This is a genomic window from Roseovarius bejariae, assembly GCF_009669325.1.
GTDB lineage: Bacteria > Pseudomonadota > Alphaproteobacteria > Rhodobacterales > Rhodobacteraceae > Roseovarius > Roseovarius bejariae.
Map to the genome: position 1 here is coordinate 2,419,079 of NZ_SZWE01000001.1, position 11,985 is coordinate 2,431,063.

Annotated in this window: 13 protein-coding genes; 7 read left to right on the forward strand and 6 right to left on the reverse strand. The window is 61.2% G+C overall.

From position 1 onward, the window contains the following. Positions 1-34 precede the first annotated feature (34 nt). Genes FDP25_RS11635 through FDP25_RS11645 form a run of 3 tightly spaced genes read left to right on the forward strand, consistent with a single transcriptional unit; the run spans position 35 to position 2,582 of the window. Positions 35-766, forward strand: coding sequence for an alpha/beta hydrolase (locus tag FDP25_RS11635; protein WP_246175824.1), 732 nt, complete (start codon positions 35-37; stop codon positions 764-766). Beyond that, a complete protein-coding gene (locus FDP25_RS11640; protein ID WP_343032032.1) occupies positions 753-1,901 on the forward strand; it encodes an alpha-D-ribose 1-methylphosphonate 5-triphosphate diphosphatase in 1,149 nt (382 codons plus the stop codon). Before FDP25_RS11635 ends, FDP25_RS11640 begins: the two co-directional genes overlap by 14 nt. A gap of 36 nt (positions 1,902-1,937) precedes the next feature. Beyond that, the gene (locus tag FDP25_RS11645) at positions 1,938-2,582 is read left to right on the forward strand and encodes an RluA family pseudouridine synthase (protein ID WP_154151896.1); all 645 of its coding nucleotides are present in this window, start codon (positions 1,938-1,940) and stop codon (positions 2,580-2,582) included. A 126-nt stretch (positions 2,583-2,708) separates the two neighbouring features. Here FDP25_RS11645 and FDP25_RS11650 read toward each other — a convergent pair whose 3' ends face one another. The 4 genes from FDP25_RS11650 to FDP25_RS11665 are packed head-to-tail and all read right to left on the reverse strand — an operon-like array spanning position 2,709 to position 6,859. Then, entirely contained in the window at positions 2,709-3,755 is a 1,047-nt protein-coding gene (locus FDP25_RS11650) for a serine/threonine protein kinase (protein WP_154151898.1), read from the reverse strand. A 41-nt stretch (positions 3,756-3,796) separates the two neighbouring features. Then, positions 3,797-4,645, reverse strand: a complete 849-nt coding sequence (locus tag FDP25_RS11655; RefSeq protein ID WP_154151900.1) for an alpha-1,2-fucosyltransferase — start codon at positions 4,643-4,645, stop codon at positions 3,797-3,799. Then, positions 4,642-5,409, reverse strand: a complete 768-nt coding sequence (locus FDP25_RS11660; protein ID WP_154151902.1) for a glycosyltransferase family 25 protein — start codon at positions 5,407-5,409, stop codon at positions 4,642-4,644. The genes FDP25_RS11655 and FDP25_RS11660 overlap by 4 nt, the downstream gene beginning before the upstream one ends. A gap of 7 nt (positions 5,410-5,416) precedes the next feature. Then, positions 5,417-6,859, reverse strand: a complete 1,443-nt coding sequence (locus tag FDP25_RS11665) for an aldehyde dehydrogenase family protein (RefSeq protein ID WP_154151904.1) — start codon at positions 6,857-6,859, stop codon at positions 5,417-5,419. A gap of 138 nt (positions 6,860-6,997) precedes the next feature. On the opposite strand from FDP25_RS11665, the gene FDP25_RS11670 reads away from it, so the two are divergent. After that, complete coding sequence (locus FDP25_RS11670; protein ID WP_154151906.1) at positions 6,998-7,651, forward strand: peroxiredoxin; 654 nt, start codon at positions 6,998-7,000, stop codon at positions 7,649-7,651. Between the two features lie 127 nt (positions 7,652-7,778). Further along, a complete protein-coding gene (locus FDP25_RS11675; RefSeq protein WP_154151908.1) occupies positions 7,779-8,813 on the forward strand; it encodes a succinylglutamate desuccinylase/aspartoacylase family protein in 1,035 nt (344 codons plus the stop codon). An 18-nt stretch (positions 8,814-8,831) separates the two neighbouring features. On the opposite strand, the gene FDP25_RS11680 is transcribed toward FDP25_RS11675, so the two are convergent. Both FDP25_RS11680 and rpsU read right to left on the reverse strand, forming a co-directional pair. Next, on the reverse strand, positions 8,832-9,512 hold the full coding sequence (locus tag FDP25_RS11680) for a hypothetical protein (protein WP_154151910.1): 681 nt from the start codon (positions 9,510-9,512) through the stop codon (positions 8,832-8,834). A 460-nt stretch (positions 9,513-9,972) separates the two neighbouring features. Then, positions 9,973-10,179, reverse strand: coding sequence for a 30S ribosomal protein S21 (rpsU, locus tag FDP25_RS11685; protein WP_005614280.1), 207 nt, complete (start codon positions 10,177-10,179; stop codon positions 9,973-9,975). A gap of 113 nt (positions 10,180-10,292) precedes the next feature. On the opposite strand from rpsU, the gene FDP25_RS11690 reads away from it, so the two are divergent. Both FDP25_RS11690 and FDP25_RS11695 read left to right on the forward strand, forming a co-directional pair. Beyond that, positions 10,293-10,979: a COQ9 family protein gene (locus FDP25_RS11690; protein ID WP_154151913.1), complete on the forward strand. Its 687-nt coding sequence runs from the start codon at positions 10,293-10,295 to the stop codon at positions 10,977-10,979. An 11-nt stretch (positions 10,980-10,990) separates the two neighbouring features. Next, positions 10,991-11,974 carry an NAD(P)H-quinone oxidoreductase gene (locus FDP25_RS11695; RefSeq protein ID WP_154151915.1) on the forward strand — a complete coding sequence of 328 codons (984 nt, stop codon included), beginning with the start codon at positions 10,991-10,993 and terminating at the stop codon, positions 11,972-11,974. Positions 11,975-11,985: the final 11 nt, after the last annotated feature.

Consider the following 11,985-nt stretch of genomic DNA (forward strand, 5'->3'; position numbering starts at 1 on the left):
TTGTAGCGGGCGGAATGGGCCTATCTCAAGGCGCATGAAAGCCTTTATGACATGCCTTGCCTTGATAATGCCCGTACCGGCCATGGCCGATTGCGTGGTGTTGCTGCATGGTTTGGCGCGCACCGATGCCTCGTTCATTGTGATGGAGGAGGCCTTGCAAGCCGAGGGATACACGACCTTCCGGCCCGATTACCCCTCGACCGAGTTGGATATCGACCGACTGGCCAAGGATACGTTGCCCTTCGCGGTGCGGGTTTGTGGCGAAAGCCGGATTCATTTCGTGACGCATTCGATGGGCGGAATCCTGTTGCGCTATTGGCTGCGCGACAATCGGCCCGACGACATGGGCCGGGTGGTGATGCTGGCCCCGCCGAACCACGGTTCGGAACTGGTGGATGAATTGGGCGGGCTGGAGTTGTTCGAATGGCTGAATGGTCCGGCGGGGATGCAGTTGGAGACCGGGCAGGATGGGTTGCCCGAGCAGTTGCCAGCGGTGGATTTTGAATTGGGAGTGATCGCCGGTGACCGTTCGCTCAACCCCTATTTCTCTTCGCTGATCGAGGGGCCGGACGATGGCAAGGTTTCTGTCGCCTCCACCAAGATCGAGGGCATGGCCGACCATATCACCCTACCGGTGACGCATACCTTCCTGATGAATAATCCACTGGTCATCGGGCAGGTGATCGAGTTTCTGGAAACCGGAAAGTTCGACCATGACATGGACCTTGGCGACCTGATTTGGGGAGATCAGAGTGACAGCGATTGACCTGACTTTGCAGGGGGCAGAGGTGCTTTTGCCCGAAGGTTTGGCCGAGGGGCCTTTGGCCCTGTCCGGCGGACAGATTGCCGATGCGCCCGTGGGCCGCGAGGTGGACTTGCGTGGCTATATGATCCTGCCGGGGATCGTGGATATCCATGGTGATGCCTTCGAGAAGCATCTGGCCCCGCGTCGCGGGGCGATGAAGGATCTGGATCAAGGCTTGGTGGCAGCCGAGGCCGAGATTGCCAGCAACGGGATCAGCACCTCGGTTCTGGCGCAGTTCTATAGCTGGGAAGGGGGCATGCGCGGGCCGGAGTTCGCGGGCCGGGTTCTGATCGGGCTGGACGAGGTGCGCGGCAGTTTGATGACCGACCTACGGGTGCAGTTGCGCTTCGAGATTTGCATGCTGGATGCCTACGGCGATTTCGAGGCTTTGGCCCTGCGGCATGGGGTGGATTACGTGGTGTTCAATGACCACCTGCCGCATGACGAATTGGCCAAGGGCAAGCGGCCCCCGCGCCTGACGGGGCAGGCTTTGCGGATCGGCAAGAACCCGGAAAAGCACCTGGCGGATTTGCAGGCCTGGCATGCGGCGATGGATCAGGTGCCAGCGGCGGTGGATGCTCTGGCGCGCAGCTTGCGGGACAAGGGTGTTGCCATGGGCAGCCACGATGACCGAAGCCACGCGGACAGGGATACGTGGCGTGAGCGCGGCGCGCGGATTGCCGAGTTTCCCGAGACATTGGAGGCCGGGGAAGCCGCCCATGCGGGCGGTGATCCGGTGATCCTTGGGGCGCCCAACGTGGTGCGGGGCGGCTCGCACAAGGGCAATGTCAGCGCGCTTGAAATGGTGGCCATGGGGTACTGCACGGCGCTTGCTTCGGACTATCACTATCCGTCGATGCGGCGGGCGGCCTTTTTGCTGGCTGATGGCGGGGTGATGGATCTGGCCGAGGCCTGGGGGCTGATCTCGTCGGGACCAGCGGGGATTCTGGGCCTTGACGATCGTGGTGTTTTGACGCCCGGTAAGCGCGCGGATTTGATCGTGATGGAGCCCGCGACGCGGCGCATTTGTGCGACGATGAGCCAAGGGCGTTTCAGTTATCTTAGCGGAGAGGTCGCCGCCCGCTTCATGGGATAGGTGGCCCTTCACTGTGGCTTGGTGTAAGCGGCGGGAATGAGTGATTATGCACCCCCCGATACGCCCTTGGATGTGATTCACGAGGACCATGAGATTGTCGTCGTCAACAAGCCTTCGGGGTTGTTGTCGGTGCCGGGCAAGGGGCCGCATCTGGCCGATTGTTTGATTGCGCGGGTGCAGGAAGTTTTCCCCACGGCCCTTCTGGTGCATCGGTTGGACCGCGATACCTCGGGGGTGATGGTTTTTGCCCTGACGCCCCATGCGCAGCGGCACCTTGGCCTGCAGTTCGAGAAGCGGCAGGTGAAAAAGATCTACGTGGCCCGTGTCGAGGGGCGGTTGGAGCCAAAGACCGGCACGGTTGACCTGCCCCTGATCGTGGATTGGCCTAACCGGCCCTTGCAGAAGGTATGCCATGAAACCGGCAAACCCGCGCAGACCGATTGGCGGGTGCAGCGCCATGGTAACGGGGAGACGCGCGTGCGGCTGTTTCCCAAGACCGGGCGGAGCCACCAGTTGCGGGTGCATATGCTGGCGCTTGGCCATGTGATCCTGGGTGATCCGCTATATGCCGAGGGCGAGGCGCGCGAACAGGAGCGCCTGATGCTGCATTCCGAGGAATTACGGTTGCGTCATCCTGATGGTGGTGAGGGGATGAAATTCCGCGCCAAAGCGCCGTTTTAGGGGCCCTTTGGCCCGGTTTCCCACCCACCCGTGTCCGGGCCAAAGAGGTGTTGTGGGGATGTGCAACCGCGCGCGCGTGGCGGATGGGGGCCTTCGGCGAGAGTATTTTTGGAAAGATGAAGCGGCTTAGGCGCGCAAGACCCTGTCGGTCAGATTGAGGCGCTTGGCGATGATGGGTGCAAGGGTTTCGGCGAGGGCTGGATTCTGGGCCCTGAGCTGTTCGAGCTCGTCGAGGCGATTGGTGGCGATGAGGGTGAGGGCATCCATGCGGGGGGCGCCATCGGTATCGCGCGGCAGGGTCGAAACGGGTTGTATCAACTCGGGCTTGGGGGAGGGAGCAAGGCGTTCGAGGTCGTCCACCGGCAGGGTGGTTTCGACAAAGGCATAGAGACCCACGCCCTTGGCAGGCAGGGCGTAGGTGCAGAGCGCGACGCCTGTGACCTGCGGATGTGCCAAGAGGGCGGCGCGCAGGGCGGGGCCGTCGCGTTCGATCCGGTCTTCGGTGCCTTCGCCATCGGACCAGTTCATCAGGCGGCGGGTGACGAAATTGTAAAGCCGCTTGCCGGTGGCCATCCAGAGGCGGGCCGGCAGGGCCTTCTGCGTCAGCATCCGGGTTTCCGAGGGCGTCAGCAGGTGTGGCGCGTAGGCGCGTTTCTGTTTCAACAGGTGGCGCAGGTCTTCGCGGGCCATGACGCGGAAAAGTTTGCCGTGGCGGCGATGTGTCGAGGCGAGTTGGAAGTCGATCACCGCGGCGCGGCCCTCGGGGGTCATCAGCCAGTTCTGGGGTTTGGCGATGTCGTTATGGGTAACACCGGCACGGCGCATCTCGCGCAGAAGGCGTTTGGCGTCGCGATACCATTCAGGGTTGGTGGGTTTGGCCAGTTGCAGGGGAGTGCCCTTGGTCCAACTGCGCAAGAGGCCGGTTTTGTCGACGCGCACCAGTAGCGGGCACCCTTCGATTCCCTGGACCGCACGCAGGCCCTTGATCTCCTTGCGGGCGAGGGCCCACGCGATGGGTTTGGCGTAGATGGGCACGCCATCAAGCTTGCGCAGGACGACGGGGAAATCTGGATAGCCTTCGAGTGTGCCCGAGATGGTTTCCGAGAAGATATCGCGCTTGTGCACGGTTTGCGGCAGGAAGCGGGTCTTGGCGATATCGGGGGTGATTTCCATGGCGCTGTCTTAGTGGCTTTCTGGCCGGGGGGAAAGCGGTGTCAGAGGCGGTGCCATGACGGCGGGCAGATATCGGGGTTTTGCCGATGGTCGGGTGCGAACCAGTCCTTGGGTGCGACCACGCATTTGCCGGGGCTGTCATTGAGCCATGCCGCCCACCACGAGAAGGTGGAATTGGCGATCACGTTATGGGCGCAGAGGGTTTGCAAGTGCAGGTCGAAATGGCCCGTGGTTTCATCGTTGTGATCGACGATCACCGTGTCAAACCCAAGCGCGAGGTTGTCGCGCGCCCAAGCGGGATCGTTGGAGAACACGAAACAGGTGGGGGCGCTGCCCGTGGTTTCGGCCACATGGCGGACAGCTGCGCGGTAATACTCGGGCGTGCAGGCGGCATAGGCGCCCGAGGCCACGTAGTCGCCGCGCCGGACGTGCAGAGCGAGTGGGCAGGGCGCTTCGGCGATGCGTATGGCCATATCGGTGTTCGGCTGGTCGAGTGGTGTGGTAAACCGCAGGTCCTCGCGGATCTGCCCGGCGATACCTTGAAAGTATTTTTCGGATTGCCAGTAGCCGTGCAGGTAGGTCTGGTCGGGCAGGTCGAAGAATCCAGCGTCGAAGCCAAGGGATTGTTCCCGGTGAAAGCGCGGGTTGCGCCCGAATTTCCTCCAGAGAGCATAGCGGATTGCGCCATCTGGTTTGGCCGGTGGCAGGTGGTCGGTGCGGGTGAAGCGGGCGTTCTTGAAATGCTCGAAGCAATCACCGCGATCGGCGGAGCCCGCGACATAGCGCGAATCAAGGGCCAACTCTGTGCCGAGGTGGTCGGTCAGGGCGCGGGCGGCGGCGTATTGGAACAACTGGTTGCCGGCGCCGCCAAAGAGGCGGGAAATGATCATGCGGGGCCTCCTGAGATACCGCCGGTTGCGGGGGCGCGGCTGCGTTCCGAAAGGGTCACAACATTGCGGCGAAAACGGGCGCGTTTCCACTCGCGCGAGAGGCGTTCGAGTAGGGACTTCCGGCTTTGTTGGATGGTGGAACCGTCCAATTGATCGGCGATTTCCGAGATGCCCGAGGGATAGATCATCGCCGGGCGCAGGCCGGTGTGCCAATGGCTTTGTACGAAGGTATCCACGGGCCGGTCGAATGGCGCCGAGAGCGCCAGAAGATGGGCGGCGGCGTCGCGGCTGACCAGTTGGGCGGTGGTGCGCAGGCCGCCCAGTTGCGGAACGATCAGGGTCTTGTCCCCGGCGGTGTCGATGGATGTGACGGGGCCTTTGGGCGCGCGTGTCTGGAACTGGATGTAGCCCAGGTGTTCGACATGCCGTTCGGCCAATGCGAGGGCCTGTGCAAAGCCTTCGGGATCAAGGCCCGCGTCGTCCTCGATGATCAGGGATGCCTTGGCCTTATGCTTTTGCATGTCGGCCCAAATCTGCCGGTGCGACAGGAAACAGCCCACCTCGCCGGTTTTCAGGGGGAAGGGATAGGGCGGGTTGAAAAGCCCCGTCCCGACCGCGTTTTCCAAGTCTTCCGGCGGACATTTCGCGCCATCTACGGCGGCCCAGATCTCGCCGTCCAGCCCGCAGTTTTTTAGCAACGCCTGCGCATTGGCACGGCGGGCCGTGGCCCGTTCAAGGTGCAGGACGTAGGCGCGTGTGGTCATGGTCGTGTCAGGCGCCTTCGGTCCAGCCGGAGACGGCTTTGACTTCAAGGAAATCCTCGATGCCCCATTTGCCGCCTTCGCGCCCGATGCCGGATTGTTTCACACCACCGAAAGGCGAACCCATGCCGCGCGACTGGCCGTTCATCTCGACCATACCCGAGCGCAGAGCCATGGCACAACGATTGGCGCGTGCGGGATCTTGCGTCTGGACATAGTTGGTCAGGCCATAGGGCGTGTCGTTGGCGATTTGCAGGCCCTCTTCTTCGGTCCCAAACGGGATGATCGACAGAACCGGGCCGAAGATTTCCTCGCGCGCGATGGTCATGTCGTTGTTCACGTCCGCGAACACCGTGGGTTTGACGTAAAACCCGCGGTTCAACCCATCGGGGCGCCCCGTGCCACCGGCGACAAGGCGGGCCCCTTCGTCGATGCCCTTCTGGATGAGGTCTTGGATCTTGTCGAACTGTACCTCGTTCACCACGGGGCCGATATGGCGGCCTTCGTCATGCGACGAGCCGACGGCAATTCCATTGGCGACTTTTGCCGCGGTTTCAACCGCTTGGTCATAAACCTCGCGCTGCACCAGCATTCGGGTGGGGGCGTTGCAGGATTGGCCGGAGTTGTTCATGCAGTGCAGGACACCGCGTTTCACGGCCTTTTCATCGGCATCCGCAAAGATCAGGTTGGCGCCTTTGCCACCTAACTCAAGGCTGACGCGCTTGAGCGTGTCGGCGGCGGTTTTCGAGATGATCTTGCCCGCGCGGCTGGAACCGGTGAAAGAGATCATATCGACATCCGGGTGCGCGGTCAGTTGGCTGCCCACGCCCACTCCATCGCCGTTGACCATGTTGAACACGCCCTTGGGCAGACCCGCTGCATCGACGATCTCGGCAAAGATCACCGCCGACAGGGGCGATTCCTCGGACGGTTTGAGAACCATGGTGCAGCCCGCGACAAGGGCGGCACCGACCTTCAGGGTGATTTGGTTCATCGGCCAGTTCCAAGGGGTGATCATACCGACCACGCCAATGGGATCGTGAATGATGCGGTCGTTGGGGGCGTGATCGCCCAGAGGTTCGTTGAATTCGAAATCCTTGGCGACGGTGATGAAAGATTTCAGGTGGCCCAGTCCGGCGCCGACTTGTTGTTGACGCGCCATCTCGATGGGGGCGCCCATTTCAAGGCTGATGGCCTGCGCCATATCCTCGGCCCGCTCTTTGTAGGCGTCATAGACGCGTTGCAGGGCTGCGATTCGGTCTTCCTTCGAGGTGGCGGCCCATGCCGGGAAGGCGGCCTTGGCGGCGGCAACGGCCGCATCGGTATCGGCTTGGGACCCCAGTGAGATGACCGCACAGGCCTCTTCATTCGAGGGGTCGATCACATTGTGATCATTTGGCGCAGTTGGTTGTACCCAAGCACCGTTTATGTAGAATTCGCGTTTCTCGATCATGGTGGACCTCCGTGAATTTGGCGGCACTGTGTCAGGGGAACCGCCGGCCTGCAAGGTTGGATAAAAGGACACTGGCTCAGGGATTTGATCAAATTCTGAATACGGGCTGACTGCAAGCAAAAAAAAGGACATGCTGACATGGCACTGCGCATCAACGACGAAATTCCGAACCTGACCGTTGAAACCGACCAAGGCACTTTGACCCTGCATGACTGGATCGGCGATAGCTGGGCCATCCTGTTCTCGCATCCCAAGGATTTCACCCCCGTCTGCACCACGGAATTCGGGGCTGTCGCACAATTGGCCGACGAATGGGAAAAGCGCGGTTGCAAGGTCATGGGTATCTCGGTCGACGGGGTCGAAGAGCACAAGCAATGGAAAGGCGATATCGAGAAAACCTCGGGTGCGCCCGCTGGTTTCCCGATTATTGCCGACGAGGATCTGGCCGTGTCGAAAGCCTTGGATATGCTACCGGCAGAGGCTTATTTGCCGGATGGCCGCACCCCCAACGATAGCGCGACCGTGCGCAGCGTTTTCATCATCGCGCCCAACAAGAAGGTGCAGTTGATGATGACCTATCCGATGTCGGTTGGCCGCAACTTTGCCGAGGTGCTGCGCGCGCTTGATGCGCTTCAGGCCACTTACGAGACCCCGATTGCCACGCCCGCCAACTGGGAGCATGGGCAGGATGTGATCGTGGCATTGTCGCTTAACGACGAGCAGGCGCGTGAGAAGTTTGGTGAGGTTGAGGTGGTTCTGCCCTATCTGCGCACGACCAAGATGCCGGGCTGAAAGCCGCGTTAAATCAATGGTTTCAAGGCCTCACCCATTCGGGTGGGGCCTTTTTGTCTGGGGTCTTGGATGGACAGGCGCCGGGTTTTTGCCTAAGCCCTTTGCGCAACGGTGAGGTAATGAGCAGATGGCAAAACGCGAGTCCTTTCAGATCAACGGGTCAAGCATTGCGCCGGGGACCCGGCAGACGGTGGATGTGCCTGTCAGCACGCTTTCGGATCATACGCCGGTACACCTGTCGGTGCATGTGGTGCATGGTAAGAAGCCGGGGCCGGTTTTGTTCGTGTCGGCAGCGATTCATGGCGATGAGGTGATCGGGGTCGAGATCGTCCGGCGGCTTTTGAAGGCCGCGCCGCTGAAGAATATGGCGGGTACTTTGCTGGCTGTGCCGATCGTCAACGCCTTTGGTTTTCATAATCATTCCAGGTACTTGCCGGACCGACGCGATTTGAACCGGTGTTTCCCGGGGCTGAGCGAGGGCTCCATGGCGTCGCGGCTTGCCCACATCTTCATGCGCGAGGTGGTCAGCCGCGCAGATGTGGGGATCGATCTGCATTCGGCGGCCGTGCAGCGGACAAACCTGCCACAAATTCGCCTGACGGCGGGCAATGATCGTCTCATGGAGTTGGGCAAGGTCTTTGGTGCGCCGGTGATGATGCAATCGAACCTGCGGGAAGGCTCCTTGAGAATGGCCGCCGAGGAGGCGGGGGTCGATGTCCTGCTGTATGAAGGTGGCGAGGGGCAGAGGTTTGACGAACTGGCCGCGCGGGCCGGGGCATCGGGTATCCTGCGGGTCATGCATCATCTTGGAATGATTGCCAAAAAAGGTGTTCCGAAACGGCATGGAGAGCCGGTTCTTTGTGGCGATTCAACCTGGTATCGCGCCCCGGCCGGCGGGCTGTTCCGGGGCTACCACGGAACAGGTGACAGGGTATCGCCCGGCACGGTTCTGGGCGCGATTTCAGACCCCTTCGGCGAGGTCGAAAGAGAGGTCATTTGCGACCACGAAGGCATCGTGATTGGCCGTACCAACATGCCCAATGTTTATGAGGGCGACGCATTGTTCCATGTGGCGCAAACGCCCAAGGCCGAGGAAGCCCTTGAAGGGATAAGCGCGCATCTTGACGCGGCTCCCTTGTTTGATGAAGATGAAATTATTTAATTAATTCAGTGATTTATGTCATTCGTCTACCAGTGGTTCGAAACGGTTCGAGTTGGTCGGCGCGATGAAGATGGACAAGGCGATCACGCTGAAGACGAACTCGTAAACCTCCCACTTGCGGGGCAGATCGACCAAGGCGATTAAAATGCTGGCCCCGAATGCAAGGGCTGCGTGGCGCAGGCCGGGAACGGGGATAGCGAGGGTATCGGCGAAGCTCTTGACCCAGTTGAACCTGTTATACATCAGCGGCAATGCCACGAGGTAAAGCAGGAGTACGGTGGTCAACACACTCCCGAAGAGGGTTTTTGCGAGCTGCTGTTCACCGACCACGAGGTTATGCAGGTTGGTTTCGTTCTGGTAGTTATTCTGGGCGAAGAATTCATTGCTTTCCCAGCCGAAGACGCGCTGTCCCCACGAGATTTCCTCGCCCGAGGCGAAGAAGAACAAAAAGGCGTAAAGTCCGACCAGAAGGGTTGCCACCCATGCCCCGTCGCGGGCCTGCGTGATGCTGCGTCGGGCCAGTACCAGACTGGAAACAAAAAGGAAAATCGCGGTCGACCATTCGATCGGGCCGTCCTCTTGTGCGAAACCGTCATGGAATTCCTGAACAAAGCCTACGAGATAGTAGAGCAGCGTGAACAGAAGGCTGGCGAAGGCCAGACCGAATAGAAGCTGATCGGCGGCATTGAGGCGTTTCATGGTGAGTCCTGTGGCAATGAGGCTGGAGGATGCGTTACCGCACGGGGGCGCAGCGGGCAAGGGGGCGCAACGGAGGCTCGGCGGTGGCTTGCGCATTAACGGATCGCGCAGGAGAGGCCGCGAATCGGGAGTAAGCCCTTGGGTTAACGGCGAAAACCCCATGCTGTAATGTGTCGGTATCACGTCGGTATCGCGTCGGTATGGGCGTCGGTACGCCCGGGGTGTTAACAGGGCGCGCGGTGAGAGTTGTACGAAACGTACGTGAGTTTTGTACGGAGTGATGAGTTGGGAGGTGGTGCGCAGTAAATGCGCACTACGGGCGCTGGGACGGGGGCGAAATCTTGAAAAGATTTCGGTCCGATTTCTTTTGAAGAAATCGGGGCCTCAGAAATGACAAACCCCCGAAGCGGCTGCCCGGGGGTCGTCTGACTTTATGTGTTCTAAGCTTTCGAGAGAGGTCTTAGAGCAGACCTTCGCGCTGGGCTTTCTTGCGTGCCAGTTTACGGGCACGGCGGATCGCTTCGGCTTTCTCGCGCGCTTTTTTCTCGGAGGGTTTCTCGAAATGTTGCTTGAGCTTCATTTCACGAAACACGCCTTCGCGCTGCAGCTTTTTCTTCAGGGCGCGGAGCGCCTGATCGACATTGTTGTCGCGAACACTAACCTGCATGTGGTGTCACCACCTTTCTAAGTTGATGTTGCATGGAATTGCAGGAAGTGGCCGTATAGCAAAGCGTTACTCTTTTGTCTAGGGTGGCGCGTAACAGAAGTGGAGGCTTTGATATGTCCGACCGCGAGACGATAACCGCGCTGCTGGAGGCGGTGAAACTGCATGTGCCGTTTGATGGCTGGAGCGCCGCAGCATTTGAGGCGGCGGTGGCCGAATCCGGCGTGGCGCCGGGGGTGGCCGAGGCGGTTTGCCCGCGTGGGGCGGTCGATCTGGCGCTGGCCTATCACGCGGAAGGCGACGAGTTGATGCTGGAGCGGTTGACGGCCACGGACCTGAGCGAAATGCGGTTTCGGGATCGGGTGGCATTTGCCGTGCGGGCGCGGTTGGAGGCGGTCGAGGATCGCGAGTTGGTGCAGCGTGGTGTGACCCTGTTTGCCTTGCCGCAATATGCCGGCGACGGTGCCAAGGCGATCTGGGGCACCTGTGACAAGATTTGGGTGGCGCTGGGCGATACCTCGGAGGATGTGAATTGGTATACCAAGCGGGCGACGCTCTCGGGGGTCTATTCCTCGACCGTTCTCTATTGGTTGGGGGATGACAGCCCCGGGTATCAGGCGACGTGGGACTTTCTGGACCGGCGGATCGACGATGTGATGCAGTTCGAGAAGGTCAAGGCGCAGGTGCGGGACAACAAGGTTTTGAGCCAAGTGTTTGCCGGGCCGCTCAAGATATTGGACAAGGTCCGTGCGCCGCAGGCAAGCGGGCGGCACGACATGCCGGGCCAGTGGCGCGGCGAGTGAGGGAGAGCGGAATGAGCCAGACGATGAACGCCGTGGAGATCAGTCAGCCCGGCGGGCCAGAGGTGTTGAAGATGTGCACGCGGCCTGTGCCCGCGCCGCGCGTGGGCGAGGTGGTGATCAAGGTGGCATGGGCCGGGGTGAACCGCCCCGATGCCTTGCAACGGGCAGGCATGTATGCGCCGCCCCCCACGGCAAGCGATTTGCCGGGGCTTGAGGCCTCGGGCGAGATTATCGCCCTTGGCGAAGGCGTGAGCGGTTGGGCCGTGGGCGACAAGGTTTGCGCGCTTCTACCCGGCGGCGGCTATGCCGAATACGTGGCCACGCCCGCCGCGCATTGCCTGCCGGTGCCGGAAGGTATGGCGATGCGCGAGGCGGCCTGCCTGCCCGAGACCTTTTGCACCGTATGGTCGAATGTGTTTCAGCGTGGTGGATTGAAAGCGGGCGAGCGTTTCTTGGTGCATGGCGGGTCGAGCGGGATTGGCACGACGGCGATTCAGCTGGCCTCGGTTCTGGGAGCGCGGGTGTTTGCCACGGCCGGGTCGGATGAGAAATGCGCCAAGTGTTCCGAGTTGGGCGCCGAGCGGGCGATCAACTATCGTGATGAGGATTTCGTCGAGGTCCTGAAGGGCGAAGGCGGGGCCAACCTTATCTTGGATATGGTGGGGGGATCGTATTTGCCCCGCAACCTGAAGGCCCTGGCCGAGGAAGGGCGGTTGGTGCAGATCGCCTTCCTGCAAGGCCCCAAGGTGGAGGTGAATTTCGCGCCGCTGATGATGAAGCGGCAGACGATCACCGGCAGCACCTTGCGCCCGCAGAGCGATCAGGCCAAGGCGGAGATTGCCGAGGATTTGCGCGCGCATGTCTGGCCCCTGTTGGAGGCCGGGCGCGTGGCGCCGGTGATGGATTCCGAGTTTCCGCTGGCCGAGGCGGCGGCGGCGCATGCCCATATGGAGGGCGGCGCGCATATCGGTAAGATCGTGATGAAGGTGAGCTGAGGCCTTGGGTG

Coding starts and splice junctions, on each gene's coding strand:
- FDP25_RS11660 (WP_154151902.1), bottom strand. CDS start 5,409: ATGACCACACGCGCCTACGTCCTGCACCTTGAACGGGCCACGGCCCGC.
- FDP25_RS11695 (WP_154151915.1), top strand. CDS start 10,991: ATGAGCCAGACGATGAACGCCGTGGAGATCAGTCAGCCCGGCGGGCCA.
- FDP25_RS11650 (WP_154151898.1), bottom strand. CDS start 3,755: ATGGAAATCACCCCCGATATCGCCAAGACCCGCTTCCTGCCGCAAACC.
- FDP25_RS11680 (WP_154151910.1), bottom strand. CDS start 9,512: ATGAAACGCCTCAATGCCGCCGATCAGCTTCTATTCGGTCTGGCCTTC.
- FDP25_RS11665 (WP_154151904.1), bottom strand. CDS start 6,859: ATGATCGAGAAACGCGAATTCTACATAAACGGTGCTTGGGTACAACCA.
- FDP25_RS11690 (WP_154151913.1), top strand. CDS start 10,293: ATGTCCGACCGCGAGACGATAACCGCGCTGCTGGAGGCGGTGAAACTG.
- FDP25_RS11675 (WP_154151908.1), top strand. CDS start 7,779: ATGGCAAAACGCGAGTCCTTTCAGATCAACGGGTCAAGCATTGCGCCG.
- rpsU (WP_005614280.1), bottom strand. CDS start 10,179: ATGCAGGTTAGTGTTCGCGACAACAATGTCGATCAGGCGCTCCGCGCC.
- FDP25_RS11635 (WP_246175824.1), top strand. CDS start 35: ATGAAAGCCTTTATGACATGCCTTGCCTTGATAATGCCCGTACCGGCC.
- FDP25_RS11670 (WP_154151906.1), top strand. CDS start 6,998: ATGGCACTGCGCATCAACGACGAAATTCCGAACCTGACCGTTGAAACC.
- FDP25_RS11655 (WP_154151900.1), bottom strand. CDS start 4,645: ATGATCATTTCCCGCCTCTTTGGCGGCGCCGGCAACCAGTTGTTCCAA.
- FDP25_RS11645 (WP_154151896.1), top strand. CDS start 1,938: ATGAGTGATTATGCACCCCCCGATACGCCCTTGGATGTGATTCACGAG.